The sequence below is a fragment of the Mycobacterium neumannii genome, from assembly GCF_048452905.1.
Classification (GTDB): domain Bacteria; phylum Actinomycetota; class Actinomycetes; order Mycobacteriales; family Mycobacteriaceae; genus Mycobacterium; species Mycobacterium neumannii_B.
In genome coordinates this window covers 110,469-123,954 of record NZ_JBCGVF010000008.1, presented here as the reverse complement: position 1 = coordinate 123,954, position 13,486 = coordinate 110,469, and the positions used below count along the sequence as shown (strand labels likewise).

Genomic DNA, 13,486 nt, shown 5'->3' with positions numbered 1-13,486 from the left:
GCGTTGTGACCTTGTCGGATGCGAGCGGTTTGAGACCGCCCGACCTGCCCGAACTGAACGACACCATCGTCGTCGCAGCGTTCGAGGGCTGGAACGACGCCGGCGATGCGGCCAGCGATGCGGTGGAGCACCTCGACGCGATCTGGGAAGCCGAGACGATCGTCGAGATCGACGACGAGGCCTACTACGACTACCAGGTGAATCGTCCCGTGATCAGGCAGGTTGACGGGGTGACGCGGGAACTGGTGTGGCCGTCGATGCGGATCTCGCATTGCCGTCCGCCGGGTTCCGACCGTGACATCGTGTTGATGCACGGCGTCGAGCCCAACATGCGCTGGCGCACGTTCTGCTCGGAGTTGTTGGCGATCGCCGACAAGCTCAACGTGCAGACCGTCGTCATCCTCGGCGCCCTGCTGGCCGATACGCCCCACACTCGGCCGGTACCGGTGTCGGGCGCGGCGTATTCGTCGGATTCCGCCGAGGTGTTCGGGCTGGAGGAGACGCGATACGAAGGCCCGACCGGCATCGCCGGCGTGTTCCAGGACGCATGCGTGCAGGCGGGAATCCCCGCGGTGACCTTCTGGGCCGCGGTCCCCCACTACGTTTCCCAGCCACCGAACCCGAAGGCGACCGTGGCCCTGCTGCGCCGCGTCGAGGACGTGCTCGACATCGAGGTGCCGCTGGCCGACCTACCGACCGCGGCCGAGGAGTGGGAGCAGGCGGTTTCGGAGATGACCTCCGAGGACGACGAGATCGCCGAGTACGTCCAGTCGCTCGAGGAACGCGGCGACGCCGAGGTCGACATGACCGAGGCGCTCGGCAAGATCGATGGCGACGCGCTGGCCGCCGAGTTCGAGCGCTACCTGCGCCGTCGCGGCCCCGGCTTCAGGGGCTGAGTTCCTGTTCCGCTGCTGCGCGAGCGACCCCTTTTGCACGTAGAAGAGCGGCGTGTCGGGGTACAGACACGGTCGTTCGCGGCAAGGAGGGTTAGCGCTTTTCCAGCGCTTCTGTGCGTGCGCTCATCGAGCGGCCCAGCGCGGCGACCTCGGCGTCCATCTTCGGCAGCAGATCGGGCACCGTCGTGAGCGTGGCCCGTTCCCCCAGCCGCGACGCCAGCAGCGGCTTGAGCCAGCGCATCAGGCCGACGAACCGCGGGCAGTTGATCTGCCGCTTGCGGGCCTCGATGCCAGCGACGAACAGCTCACCGCACTTGTCCACCGAGGTGGTCTTGCCCAGCGGCCCGGGCAGAGAGTCGAGCATCTTGCGCGCGCTCGGCAGGTCCGAGCGACTCTCCCGGACCAGCGGCGTGTCGATCCACAGCATGTGCGCCGACCCGACGTCAACACCGTAGTGCGCGACCTCCAGGCGCAGCGCGTTGGCGAAATGCTCGGCGGCCGCCTTCGAGGCGTCATAAGGAGCCATGCCGGCCGAGGCAGCGTAGGCGGCCGCCGACGACACCACCAGGACGTAGCCGCGCCGGTCGATCACCGAGGGCAGCGCAGCGCGCACGGTGTGGAACACGCCGACGACGTTGACGTCCATGATCGTCTGGAACGCCTGCGGGTCGACCCCGAGCACCGACCCGTAGGTCGCGATGCCGGCGTTGGCCATCACGATGTCGATGCCGCCGAACCGTTCGACCCCCTTGGCGACCGCCGCCTCCATCGCCGCCAGGTCGCGCACGTCGGCGACCGCTGTCACCACCCCGTCCTCGCCGAACCGGGCAGCGACCTGGGCCAACCGGTCGGCGTCGAGGTCGGTCAGCACGAGCTTGGCGCCCTCGTGGTGCAGCCGCCGGGCCACCTCCTCGCCGATCCCGTTCGCCCCGCCGGTGATCAACGCTACCTTGCCGTTCAGTGGACTCATGGCGGCTAAGGTACCGCGCCGGCGGCGGCATTCGACGCACGTTCAGCGCGCCGCGAGGGTGCACAAATGGCTGGGAAACCAACGGCGTGTCGTCGACGCACGCGCACACTCGCCGCAACTGGGTTACAACCGTATGCCCAGTAACGCGTCCACGGCGGTCGCCACCGTGCGGCCCGCCTCGGGGTCGTGGCCGCCGTAGCTCAGCGCGTCGGTTGTCCAACCATCCAGCGCCGCAAGCGCTTTCGGGGTGTCGAGATCGTCGGCGAGGTACCGGCGAACCCGCTGCACCACATCGGTCGCATCCGGCGCGCCGGGCAACGCGACCGCCGCACGCCAACGACCCAGCCGCTCGACCGCCTCGGCGAGCACCGCGTCACTCCAGTACCGGTCGGCACGGTAGTGACCGGCGAACAGCCCCAGCCGGATCGCTGCGGGGTCGACGCCCCCGGCGCGCAGCCGCGAAACCAGCACCAGGTTTCCGCGGCTCTTGCTCATCTTGTGGCCGTCCCAGCCGATCATGCCGGCATGCACGTAGTGACGCGCGAATCTTCGCTCGCCGGTGACGGATTCGGCGTGCGCGGCGGAGAACTCGTGGTGCGGGAAGATCAGGTCGCTGCCGCCACCCTGGATGTCGAGGTCGGTGCCGATGCGGCTCAGGGCGATGGCCGCACATTCGACGTGCCATCCCGGGCGGCCCGGCCCGAACGGCGACGGCCAACTCGGCTCCCCCGGCCGTTGCGCCTGCCACAGCAGCGCGTCGAGTTCATCGCCCTTACCCGGTCGCTCCGGGTCCCCGCCGCGTTCGGCGAACAACCGCGCCATGGTGTCGCGGTCGTAGCCGGACTCGTACCCGAACTGCGCGGTGGCGTCGGCGCGGAAGTACACGTCGGGATACTCGGCGTCGTCGACGACGTAGGCGGCGCCTGAGGCCAGCAGCTTCTCCACCACCTCGATGACCTCGGCGATGGCCTCGGTTGCCGCGACATAGTCGTGCGGCGGAAGCACCCGCAGCGCGGCCATGTCCTCACTGAACAGCCGGGTCTCCCGGTCGGCGAGTTCGCGCCAGTCGATGCCGTCGCGCTGCGCGCGTTCGAACAGCGGGTCGTCGACGTCGGTGATGTTCTGCACGTAGTGCACCCGATGCCCCGCGTCCAGCCAGATGCGGTGCACGAGATCGAACGCTAGGTAGGTGGCGGCGTGGCCGAGGTGAGTCGCGTCGTAAGGCGTGATGCCGCAGACGTACATCGTGGCCGTTTCGCCCGCACTGACGGGACGGACCTGCCGGTCGGCGCTGTCATAGAGACGCAGCTGCTGTCCCCGGCCCGGCAGCGCCGGGACGACGGGAGCCGGCCACGAATTCATAGTCTCGACTCTAGGCATCGATCTCCCCGACATCGCGGGCGGCCGTTTCATTCCCGGTCAGTCCCTCCAGCGGCTCCGATACGCCGACAAGATCTCCTTGAGCAGCGCCTCGCTGAGCTCGGGCCGGCACATCAGCAGGTCGGGCAGGTACGGGTCGCGCCGGTTGTAGACCAGCTCGGAGCCGTCGATGCGCGACGCGTGCAGACCCGCGGCCTGCACCACGCCGGCGGGCGCGGCCGAATCCCACTCCCACTGGCCGCCTGCGTGCAGGTAGGCGTCGACGTCACCGCGCACCACCGCCATCGCCTTGGCGCCCGCGGACCCGATGCGCACCAGCTGGATGTCCATCCGGTCGCGCAGCCACCACAGCACCGGTGGCGGCCGGTTGGAGCTGGCCGTGATCAGGATGGGGCCGTCGGTGCGCGGTGGCGGCGGGGTGACGGTGTCGGTGCGGTAGACCTCGTTGCGCGCGGGTAGCGCGACCGCGGCGTCGGTGATGCGCCCGTTCGGCCCCCCGTCGCGTCGCCACAGCGCGATGTGCACCGCCCAGTCCGTGCGCCGCGGCATCGAGTACTCGTGGGTGCCGTCGACCGGGTCGACGATCCACACCCGGTCGGCGTCGACGCGCGTGAGATCGTCGACCGCTTCTTCGGAGAGCACCTTGTCGTCGGGCCGCTCAACGCGAAGCCGATCGAGGATCAGCCTGTTGGCCAGCTTGTCGCCGGTGTCGCCGAGGTCGTACGGGTCGTAGAAACCCACTTCCTCGCGGACCTTCAGCAGCATCTCGCCCGCCTCGGCGGCCACCTCGGCGGCCAGCGCCGCATCAGTCTGGGTCATCGCTCAGAACGCCGGCCACGGGATCGGGCGATGCCGATCGGGTGTGGGCATCACCGGATCGGTCAGCAGCGCAACGGTTCTGGAGTGCAACGCGGCGATCTCCCGCTTGGTGATGAGGGTGCACAGTTCGTCGGCCAACCCGTTGCGCAGTTGATCGCGCAGCGCCGCCACCGATTCCAGCGTCTGGTCGTCGACGGGTTTACCGGCCCAGCCCCACAACACGGTGCGCAGCTTGTCGTGCGTGTGCAGGGTCACCCCGTGGTCGACGCCGTACACCCGACCGTCGACGCCGGACAGGATGTGGCCGCCCTTGCGGTCGGCGTTGTTGACCAGCACGTCGAAGACCGCCATCCGGCGCAACCGGTCGTCGTCGGCGTGCACCAGGGTGACCTCGTCGCCCGCGTAGTCGTAGGCCTGCAGGATTGGCAGAAAACCCGGCGGAATGCGGCCCGCGGGAAGCAGATCCACTAGATCCGGGCCCACCGGTCGTTCGTCGTCGACCTCGTCGCCCGGCTGGTCCACCCACAGCTGTACCATGCCCTCACCCGCTGGCCCCTCACGAATAATGGTGTAGGGCACGACATTCCATCCCAACGCGGCCGACACTAGATAAGCTCCGCGCTCACGACCGGCCAGTGTGCCGTCCGGGAAGTCCCACAGCGGCGCTTCACCCGCCACCGGCTTGTAGACGCAATGGACTTGGTGCTGGCCGAGGTTCGCCTCGCACAAGAAGGTCGCGTTGCTAGCCGATCGGATGCGCCCGATAACGGTCAGTTCACCGCGCCGCAACACCTCTTCGCGGACCGCATCGGCCCCGCCGTCAGATGTCGATGTCATCGTCGGACTCGGCGAAGGCGCCGCGCCGATAGCCGTTGGTGCGCACGCAGATGTGGCCTTCGGGGTCCAGCGGTTCGTCACACAGTGGACAGGGCGGGCGGCCTGCCGAGATCACCCGGTTGGAGCGCGTGGCGAACTCGCGCGCCGATTCCGGTGTGAGGAACACACGGACCGCGTCGGGGCCCTCCTCAGCGTCGTCGAGCACCACCGACGCGTCGAACTCGGTTTCCGATACCGCCAGCAGTTCGACGACGACCGTCTGGGCTTCGGAGTCCCAGCCCAGTCCCATGGTGCCCACGCGGAACTCCGCGTCGACCGGAGTGATCAGCGGGCTGAGATCCTCGACATCACCGGTGTCGGGTGGAATCGGCGTTCCGAACCGGCGATTGATCTCGAGCAGCAACGCGGCAATCCGTTCGGCGAGCACGGCGACCTGCTGCTTCTCCAGAACCACCGACACGACGCGCTTGTCGTGGACGGCCTGCAAGTAGAACGTACGGTTGCCGGGTTGGCCGACGGTCCCGGCCACGAATCGGTCGGGTGTGCGGAAGACGTGGATTGCGCGGGCCATGGCACTTCCCAAAATACCGGTTGGGGCTTGTCAGCCGTAATTGCGACTAGCCGGTGGACCCGCCGACGACGGCATCCTCCGGCGGCACCTCGCCGTCTTTCGCGTCGCTTTTCGCGGGTTTGGGCAGTAAGCCCGACGTGAGTTGGTCACCAGTGTGGTTGACGTGGATCACGAACGGCCGCACCGCCGTGTAACGGATCACGCTCATCGACGCCGGGTCGGCGGTGATCCGTTGAAAGCTGTCGAGATGGGTGCCGAGCGCGTCGGCGACGATGGCTTTGATCACATCGCCGTGCGTGCAGGCGACCCACAGCACGTCGCCCTCGTGCTCCTCGGCGAGTCGACGGTCGTGCTCGCGCACCGCCGCCACCGCGCGGGCCTGCACGTGGGCCAGGCCCTCCCCGTCGGGGAACACCGCGGCGCTGGGCTGCTGCTGCACCACCGCCCACAGCGGCTCGGAGACCAGGTCGGCGATCTTGCGTCCGGTCCAGGCCCCGTAGTCGACCTCCGAGATCCGGTCGTCGACGATCGGCGTCAGGCGCAGGGCCGCGGCCAGCGGTTCCACGGTGCGTTCGCACCGCAGCAGCGGCGAGCGCACGATCGCGCGGATCGGCAGCGAACCGATGCGGGTTGCCACCGTCTGCGCCTGTTCGCGCCCCTTCTCGTCGAGGTCGACGCCCTCGGACCGGCCCGCCAGCGTGTGCGCGGTGTTGGACGTCGAGCGGCCGTGCCGCAACAAAATCACTGTCATGTCGCTGCCACCACACCCGTTCCCAACAAGATCAGCACCACGGTGCCCAGCATGACGCGATATCCGACGAACCAGTACATGCTGTGCCTGACCAGGAACCGCAGGAACCAGGCCACCGCGGCGAAACCGACCACGAAGGCGATCACCGTGGCCACGAGCAACTGCGGGCCGGTGGCGCTCATCCCCTCCCCGACGGGATGGAACGCGTCGGGCAGGGAGTACAACCCGGAGGCGAACACCGCGGGGATGGCCAGAAGGAAACCGAAGCGGGCCGCCAGCTCGCGGTTGAGACCGAGGAAGAGCCCGGCGCTGATCGTCGCGCCGGAACGGGAGACACCGGGCAGCAGAGCCAGGCACTGCGCGAAGCCGACGATGATGCTGTCCTTCCACGTCAGCTGCTCGACGGTGCGCGCCTGCCGGCCGAAGTACTCGGCGGCGGCGATGACGGCCGAGAACACGATCAGCGCGATCGCGATCGCCCACAGGTTGCGTGCGCCGGTGCGGATCTGGTCCTTGAACAGCAGCCCGAGGACTGCGATGGGTATGGTCCCGACGATCACATACCAACCGAGCCAGTAGTCGGCGTTGCGGTGCGCGGTGACGAACAAGCCGTTGAACCAGGCCTTGACGATGCGCCCGATGTCCTTGGCGAAGTAGAGCAGGACCGCGAACTCGGTGCCCAACTGGGTGACGGCGGTGAACGACGCCCCGGCGTCGTCGGCGAAGAACACGCGCGACGTGATCGCCAGGTGCCCTGAGGAGCTGACGGGCAGGAACTCGGTCAACCCCTGCACTATCGCGAGGACGACGACCTGTACCCACGACATCGCCGGCACGTCCGTCACGACGACGACCGTACCGTGGGCAGGTGTTAGCGGCCGGTCCGCGCCACCGGCTCTGCGGAGGCGACGAGATCACGCACCGCCGCGCCCACGCTGCGCCGGTCGGTGAGGTCGATGTCGGTCAGCGTGCGGCTGGACATCGCGACCACGTCCTCCTCGTGCGGGACGGGTCCCGCCAACCGCGGGCGGTAGAGCTCGACGACCAGCATCTGGCGCTCGACATGGAACGAGAAGCTGCGACCGTCGCCCACCTGGCCGAAGCCGCTGGCATACAGGCCGGTGGTCATGTCCTCGATGACAAACTCCCCGGCGCCTGTCGCACGGTCCGTGGCGAGGGTCATGATCGCACCATACCGTTGACGCGGTCGCTAATTGGGAGGGCACGGCGAGCGGACGAAAGCCGACGTGCAGCGGTCTGCCTAGACTGGCCGTTCAGTCGCTTAACCGTACGCACGACCGAGAGCTACCCCTTGGCGCCCGTTGTAAACACATCGAATCAGCCGATTCGCCGAATCGTGGCGGCGCTGGCTATCGTGCCGGCATTTGTGCTGGTCGGCGGCTGCTCGTCGGAAGGCTCCGACGCTCCTGCCACCATCGCGCCCGCGCAGGCCGCGGAGTCCCCACCGGTGGCCGGCCGGCCCGAAGGCGTCGTGCGGCCGCTGGGCGCCGATGCGCAGGCGGCGATCGTCGACGGGGCCAGCGGCTCACTGGCGGTACTGGCGTCCGAGCCGACGGACCGATCGCAGGTCACGGTGTATTCCGCGGGCGGCGAGGACGCGACGACGGTGTCGTTGTCCAGTCCCGCCACCGCGTTGACCGGCGACGGCGACGGCCATGTCTACGCTTCGACGCGCGGCGGCTACCACCGGATCGACCTCGCCAGCCGCACCCCGACCAAGGTCGAGGTCGAGGGACTGGCGGACACCGATTTCACCGCGATCGCCAGGCGCGCGGACGGCCGGCTGGTGCTCGGAAGCGCCGACGGCGCCGTCTACACGTTGGGCTCAGATACCGCCGTAGCCGCTACGCTGAAAATCTTCGCCCGTGTCGATGCGGTTGTCACACAAGGGAATACGGCCGTGGTGCTGGATCGCGCCCAGACCTCGGTGACGGCGCTCACCGAGAACGGCGATGAGCAGGCACAGGCGCTGCGGGCGGGCGAGGGTGCGACGACGATGGTCGCCGACCCGGCCGGCCGAGTGCTGGTGGCCGACACCCGGGGCGAGGGGCTCCTGGTCTTCGGCACCGATCCGCTGATCCTGCGTCAGCGGTACCCGGTGCGCGACGCCCCGTACGGCCTTGCCGGGTCGTCGACGCTGGCCTGGGTGTCGCAGACAGCGGTGAACGAGGTCGTTGGCTACGATCTGGCCACCGGCATTCCCGTCGAGAAGGTGCGATATCGAACCGTGCAGCAACCGAACTCCCTGGCATTCGACGAATCCTCTGGCACGCTGTATGTGGTGTCCGGATCGGGAGCGGGTGTGCAGGTGATCGTCGACGCGGCGAGAGCGCACGCATGAGCGCACTTCACCGCGGACGGATGCCGGCGGCTTGGGAGGACGCCGTCAAGTCCGACCCCTCAGACGACTACGAGTGGATTCCGCTGCGGCTGCCGCCGGACGTCACGCGAGTCAGCGCCTCGACCCGGTTGTCGATCGAGGCCGAATACCGCGGTTGGGAACTCACCCGCGTCAGGCTCTACACCGACGGTTCGCGTCGAGTCTTGCTGCGCCGCAAGAAGACCCCAGCCGGCCGGATGAATACCCCCGAGCAGCCCGCACAGTGATCCGGTGATATATGGCGCGCTGCGGCGGGCGCTGTTTCTGGTTGCGCCCGAGCGGATCCACACGTGGGTGTTCGCGGTGCTGCGGGCCGTCACCTATCCGCCGTGGACCAGGCGCGCGTTGAGACGGTGGTTGGGACCCCGCGATCCGATACTGGCCAGCACGGTGTTCGGCGTCCGGTTCCCCGGACCGCTGGGGCTGGCCGCCGGGTTCGACAAGAACGGCAGCGGCCTGCACACCTGGGGCGCACTCGGCTTCGGGTACGCCGAGGTGGGCACCGTGACCGCACAAGCCCAGCCGGGAAACCCGAAACCGCGGATGTTCCGGCTGCCCGAAGACCATGCGCTGTTGAACCGGATGGGATTCAACAACCACGGCGCGGGCGAACTCGCCGTGAAGCTGGCCCGGCACCTTCCCGATGTTCCGGTCGGCGTGAACATCGGCAAGACGAAAATCACGCCGCCGGAGGAGGCCGTGCAGGATTATGCGACATCGGCTCGCCTGCTGGGCCCGCTCGCCTCGTTCGTTGTGGTCAATGTCAGCTCACCGAACACGCCGGGGCTGCGCGACCTGCAGGCGGTTTCGTCGTTGCGCCCGATCCTGACCGCGGTGCTCGCGGAGACGTCGACACCGGTGCTGGTGAAGATCGCACCGGACCTGTCCGACGAGGACGTCGACGAAATCGCCGATCTGGCAGTCGATCTCGGCCTGGCAGGCATCGTCGCCACCAACACGACCGTGTCGCGCGACGGATTGGCCACCCCGGGCCTCGACCAACTGGGACCCGGCGGGATCTCCGGGCGTCCGGTGGCCACACGTTCGGTCGAGGTGCTGCGCAGGCTCTATCGCCGCGTCGGGGACAGGCTGGTGCTGATCAGTGTCGGCGGCATCGAAACCGCCGACGACGCCTGGGACCGGATCATCTCCGGAGCCTCACTCCTGCAGGGCTACACCGGATTCGTGTACGGCGGCGGGCTGTGGGCCAAAGGCATCCACGATGGAATCGCCCGCCGCCTTCACGAGGGGGGCTTCGGCTCACTGGCCGAAGCGGTGGGTTCTGCGGCCTAACTCGCGCGCTTGCGCTTGCGGATGAACTCACCCGCCTCGGCTTCGCGCTGACGCTTCTCAGCGCGCCGGTCCTTGAGGGACCGTTCAGCCTTCTTCAGGCTTCTACCGGGTTTCTTGTCAGCCATTGTCGCTCCTTAAGCAGAAGTGGCAATCACTCAACTGAGACCATACGTCAGTTCCTCAGAAAGGCCAGTCGTGCAGGTCATTCCCGTCGTGCAGGAAATCAGAGCGCGCAGAGCGGATTTCGGAGTTCGGCTACTTCTGCTCGTAGGTGCCGTGGATCAGCGCCCGCGCGATCGCGTGCTGAAATAGGTTGAATCCCAGGTACGCCGGGGTCGCATCCTCGGGCAGATCGAGCTTTTCTACGTCGACGGCGTGCACCGCGACAATGTAGCGGTGGGGGCCGTGTCCCGGCGGCGGGGCGGCACCGATGAAGCGCTTGAGGCCGGCGTCGTTGCGCAGCGTGAGCGCATCGCCGGGAAGGCCGCTGCCGTCACCCACGCCCTCGGGCAGTTCGGTGACGGTGGCGGGCAGGTTGGCCACCGCCCAGTGCCAGAAGCCGGACGCGGTCGGGGCGTCGGGGTCATAGACCGTGACCGCGAAGCTGCGGGTCTCCTCGGGGAAGCCCGACCACGTCAGGTGCGGGGAGACGTCGTTGCCTCCGGCGCCCATGATGCCGCTGACCTGGTCGTTGCCCAGCGCGTCGCCGTCATTGAAGGTGTCGGAGGACACCGTGAACGAGGGCAACTCGGGGAGGAACTCGTAGGGGTTGTAGTCAAACGCCATGACTCATCCTTTCTGGGTCAGCAGTGCAACAGGAAGTGTTCGAGGACCTGGGTACCGAACTTCAACGCGTCAACGGGTACCCGTTCGTCGACGCCGTGGAACAACGCGGTGAAGTCGAGGTCTGGAGGCAACTGCAGCGGCGCGAACCCGAAGCAGCGAATCCCTAACTGCGCGAAAGCTTTTGCGTCCGTCCCGCCGGAAAGCATGTACGGCACGATGCGAGCGTCGGGGTCCACGGACAGGATCGCGCCGTTCATCGCGTCGACCAGGTCGCCATCGAAGGTGGTTTCGTAGGACGGCAGTTCGGTGACCCACTCGCGGGTGACGTTCGGGCCGATCAGCTCGTCGACCTCGCGTTCGAAGGCCGTCTGGCGTCCCGGCAGGATCCGGCAGTCCACCACCGCTTCGGCCGAGGCCGGGATGACGTTGGCCTTGTACCCGGCCTTGAGCATCGTCGGATTGGCGGTGTCGCGCAGGGTGGCGCCGACCACTCGGGCGATCGGGCCCAGCTTGGCGATGGCGCCGGCCAGATCCGGCGAGTCGACGTCGAACGAATAGCCGGTCTCCTCAGTGACCGCCTGCAGGAACTGGCTGACGGCGTCGCTCATCACCAGCGGGAACTCGTGGCGGCCCAGCTTGGCCACCGCTTCGGCCACCGCGGTCACGGAGTTGCTGTCGTGGATCATCGAGCCGTGGCCGGCGTGGCTGCGCGCGGTCAGCTTCATCCAGTTCATCGACTTCTCGGCCGTCTCGACCAGGTAGAGGCGCCGCTCGCCGCCGTCCTTGCGCGGCACGGTCAACGAGAAGCCGCCTACCTCGCCGACCGCCTCGGTAACCCCGGCGAACAGGTCGGGCCGGTTTTTGACCAGCCAGTGTGAGCCGAACTTGCCGCCGGCCTCCTCGTCGGACAAGAACGCGAAGATCAGGTCGCGCGGCGGGGTGATGCCTGCGCGTTTGAAGTGCCGCGCGATCGCGATCATCATGCCGCACATGTCCTTCATGTCGACCGCGCCGCGACCCCACACGTAGCCGTTCTCGACCGCGCCGGAGAACGGGTGCACGCTCCAGTCGGACGCCTCGGCGGGCACGACATCGAGGTGGCCGTGCAGCAGCAGCGACCCACGCGAGCTGTCGGAGCCCTCGAGCCGGGCGAACACATTGCCCCTGCCCGGCGCACCGGCCTCCACGTATTCGGTCGTATAGCCGACTTCTTCGAGCTGTTCGGCCACCCAGCGCGCGCATTCGGCCTCACCCATGGTGGTGGCCGGGTCGCCGGTGTTGGACGTGTCGAACCGGATGAGCGCGCTGACGAGGTCGACGACCTCCGCTTCGGCGTTGACGGGACCAGTCACAGTCACCATTCGTACCATTGACCTGGCGACTGGGTTTGGGTCACGCCTCAGTGATCCGATAGCCTTAGCTGCCCACAACGAGTCCGAGTGGCGGAATGGCAGACGCGCTAGCTTGAGGTGCTAGTGCCCTATTAACGGGCGTGGGGGTTCAAGTCCCCCCTCGGACACCAGTGTGATTGAGTCGAGTCATTGGTTACAGATCGCCCCGGCCATCGGCCGGAGTTTTCTGTTGGTTTGCGCCAGTAATTGCGCTGGAGGCGGTGTCGTGGTCGCGGCCGATGCATAGGTCGTGTAGTCGGCTGCCGTGGTTAAGGTGAGCTTGCCGAATTGCTCGAGTGATGTTGATCCCGCGGCCTCTGATGATCCACGCGGATCCCCGGGGCTTCCTCGCGCCGGCGGTCAGGCCGCCCGGCCTCCTGGGGGTGCCGGTCCGCCGGGCTCACCGGATCCGTCGACTGACACTGCGGCGCCGGAATCGGTTTCGACGGCGTTATTGTCGTCGGCAGGCTCGGCAACCGACGCAGTGTCTTCGTGGGCTATTTCGCTGTCGTCGGTGGGTACTGCGGCGCCCGTTTCTGTTTCGGCGACCTGGTTGCCGTCAGCAGGCTCAGCATTCGAGGGCGGGCCTTCATCGGGGATCGTGGTCGGTTCGGTGCGAGGCGTCGAGGGTTGGTCTTCGGGGTCGTCGGGGCGCAGGAGGCGTTCGGGTCGGTGGTAGTAGTTGAGGCGGGCTTGGCCGGTGTCGAGGCCCGGTGGGGGTAGCCATTCGACTTCGCCGCGGTTGTTCATGCGGGTGGTCCAGCCGCCGTCGGTGACGCTGCGGTTGTCGGGTCCGCAGGCCAGACCGAGTTCGTCGATGTTGGTGTTGCCCCCGTCGGTCCAATCAGCTTCGACGTGGTGTGCTTGGCAGCCGTAGGCACCCACGGTGCAGCACGGTTTGGTGCATCCGCCATCGCGAGCGATCAACATGATCCGCTGCGCAGGGGAGGCGATGCGCTTGGTGCGGAACAGATCCAGCGCCGATCCGGTGGCTTGGTCGAACACCGCCAGGTAGTGGTTGGCGTGGCCGGCCAGCCGGATCACCTCACTGATGGGCATGCGGGTGCCCCCGCCGGTGGTGCCCACCCCGGCCCGCGATTCGAGGTCCTGCAACGTGGTGCGGATGATGATCGACACCGGTAGCCCGTTGAGCCGGCCCAACTCACCACTCATCAACGCGATACGCCCCACAGCGATCAGCGCGTCGTGCTGACGCTGGGCCAGGCTGCGGTGGTCGTTGTCGATCTGGGCCTGGGAGGGGGTTCCCGAGGTGCACGGCTGGGCATCGTCGGGATTGCACATGCCCGGGGCGGCGTATTTGGCGAAGATCGCCTCCCACACCGCCCACGCTTCGGGGGTCAGCATCGCGCGCAGCCCCACCATCCCGTCGG

The 13,486-nt window shown here is 67.9% G+C and carries 15 protein-coding genes, 1 tRNA gene and 1 pseudogene; 5 read left to right on the top strand and 12 right to left on the bottom strand.

What is annotated here, in order from left to right:
• Window positions 1–29: 29 nt before the first annotated feature.
• Window positions 30–896: a PAC2 family protein gene (locus AAHH99_RS23280; RefSeq protein ID WP_418771110.1), complete on the top strand. Its 867-nt coding sequence runs from the start codon at window positions 30–32 to the stop codon at window positions 894–896.
• 91 nt (window positions 897–987) lie between these two features.
• On the opposite strand, the gene AAHH99_RS23275 is transcribed toward AAHH99_RS23280, so the two are convergent.
• The 8 genes from AAHH99_RS23275 to AAHH99_RS23240 all read right to left on the bottom strand — a co-directional run bounded on the left by AAHH99_RS23275 (window position 988) and on the right by AAHH99_RS23240 (window position 7,407).
• The gene (locus tag AAHH99_RS23275; protein WP_418770831.1) at window positions 988–1,866 is read right to left on the bottom strand and encodes an SDR family oxidoreductase; all 879 of its coding nucleotides are present in this window, start codon (window positions 1,864–1,866) and stop codon (window positions 988–990) included.
• Between the two features lie 123 nt (window positions 1,867–1,989).
• The gene (gene mshC, locus AAHH99_RS23270; RefSeq protein ID WP_418770830.1) at window positions 1,990–3,228 is read right to left on the bottom strand and encodes a cysteine--1-D-myo-inosityl 2-amino-2-deoxy-alpha-D-glucopyranoside ligase; all 1,239 of its coding nucleotides are present in this window, start codon (window positions 3,226–3,228) and stop codon (window positions 1,990–1,992) included.
• A 57-nt stretch (window positions 3,229–3,285) separates the two neighbouring features.
• Window positions 3,286–4,065: a 3'(2'),5'-bisphosphate nucleotidase CysQ gene (locus tag AAHH99_RS23265; protein ID WP_418770829.1), complete on the bottom strand. Its 780-nt coding sequence runs from the start codon at window positions 4,063–4,065 to the stop codon at window positions 3,286–3,288.
• A gap of 3 nt (window positions 4,066–4,068) precedes the next feature.
• Window positions 4,069–4,902, bottom strand: a complete 834-nt coding sequence (locus AAHH99_RS23260) for an SCO1664 family protein (RefSeq protein ID WP_418770828.1) — start codon at window positions 4,900–4,902, stop codon at window positions 4,069–4,071.
• Window positions 4,886–5,473, bottom strand: a complete 588-nt coding sequence (locus tag AAHH99_RS23255) for a DUF3090 domain-containing protein (RefSeq protein WP_064393970.1) — start codon at window positions 5,471–5,473, stop codon at window positions 4,886–4,888. The genes AAHH99_RS23260 and AAHH99_RS23255 overlap by 17 nt, the downstream gene beginning before the upstream one ends.
• Before the next feature lie 46 nt (window positions 5,474–5,519).
• Window positions 5,520–6,224, bottom strand: a complete 705-nt coding sequence (locus AAHH99_RS23250) for a histidine phosphatase family protein (protein WP_418770827.1) — start codon at window positions 6,222–6,224, stop codon at window positions 5,520–5,522.
• Window positions 6,221–7,051 carry an undecaprenyl-diphosphate phosphatase gene (locus AAHH99_RS23245; protein WP_418771109.1) on the bottom strand — a complete coding sequence of 277 codons (831 nt, stop codon included), beginning with the start codon at window positions 7,049–7,051 and terminating at the stop codon, window positions 6,221–6,223. Before AAHH99_RS23245 ends, AAHH99_RS23250 begins: the two co-directional genes overlap by 4 nt.
• 44 nt (window positions 7,052–7,095) lie before the next feature.
• A complete protein-coding gene (locus AAHH99_RS23240) occupies window positions 7,096–7,407 on the bottom strand; it encodes a hypothetical protein (RefSeq protein WP_418770826.1) in 312 nt (103 codons plus the stop codon).
• Between the two features lie 189 nt (window positions 7,408–7,596).
• On the opposite strand from AAHH99_RS23240, the gene AAHH99_RS23235 reads away from it, so the two are divergent.
• Genes AAHH99_RS23235 through AAHH99_RS23225 form a run of 3 tightly spaced genes read left to right on the top strand, consistent with a single transcriptional unit; the run spans window position 7,597 to window position 9,918 of the window.
• A complete protein-coding gene (locus AAHH99_RS23235) occupies window positions 7,597–8,586 on the top strand; it encodes a hypothetical protein (RefSeq protein ID WP_418771108.1) in 990 nt (329 codons plus the stop codon).
• Complete coding sequence (locus AAHH99_RS23230) at window positions 8,583–8,852, top strand: DUF5703 family protein (RefSeq protein WP_418770825.1); 270 nt, start codon at window positions 8,583–8,585, stop codon at window positions 8,850–8,852. The genes AAHH99_RS23235 and AAHH99_RS23230 overlap by 4 nt, the downstream gene beginning before the upstream one ends.
• A 7-nt stretch (window positions 8,853–8,859) precedes the next feature.
• Window positions 8,860–9,918 (top strand): quinone-dependent dihydroorotate dehydrogenase, encoded by a 1,059-nt coding sequence (locus AAHH99_RS23225; RefSeq protein ID WP_418771107.1) that lies wholly within the window; start codon window positions 8,860–8,862, stop codon window positions 9,916–9,918.
• Here AAHH99_RS23225 and AAHH99_RS23220 read toward each other — a convergent pair.
• From AAHH99_RS23220 to AAHH99_RS23210, 3 genes are all read right to left on the bottom strand, one after another.
• Window positions 9,915–10,043 (bottom strand): hypothetical protein, encoded by a 129-nt coding sequence (locus tag AAHH99_RS23220; RefSeq protein ID WP_255361514.1) that lies wholly within the window; start codon window positions 10,041–10,043, stop codon window positions 9,915–9,917. The two genes, AAHH99_RS23225 and AAHH99_RS23220, sit on opposite strands and share 4 nt — an antisense overlap.
• Before the next feature lie 130 nt (window positions 10,044–10,173).
• Window positions 10,174–10,704: a YbhB/YbcL family Raf kinase inhibitor-like protein gene (locus AAHH99_RS23215; RefSeq protein ID WP_094293515.1), complete on the bottom strand. Its 531-nt coding sequence runs from the start codon at window positions 10,702–10,704 to the stop codon at window positions 10,174–10,176.
• 17 nt (window positions 10,705–10,721) lie between these two features.
• Window positions 10,722–12,065 (bottom strand): M20/M25/M40 family metallo-hydrolase, encoded by a 1,344-nt coding sequence (locus AAHH99_RS23210; RefSeq protein WP_418770824.1) that lies wholly within the window; start codon window positions 12,063–12,065, stop codon window positions 10,722–10,724.
• 72 nt (window positions 12,066–12,137) lie between these two features.
• On the opposite strand from AAHH99_RS23210, the gene AAHH99_RS23205 reads away from it, so the two are divergent.
• Window positions 12,138–12,226 (top strand) — tRNA-Leu (locus AAHH99_RS23205).
• A gap of 229 nt (window positions 12,227–12,455) precedes the next feature.
• Here AAHH99_RS23205 and AAHH99_RS23200 read toward each other — a convergent pair.
• A pseudogene (locus AAHH99_RS23200) lies at window positions 12,456–13,486 on the bottom strand (DUF222 domain-containing protein); the annotation flags it as partial.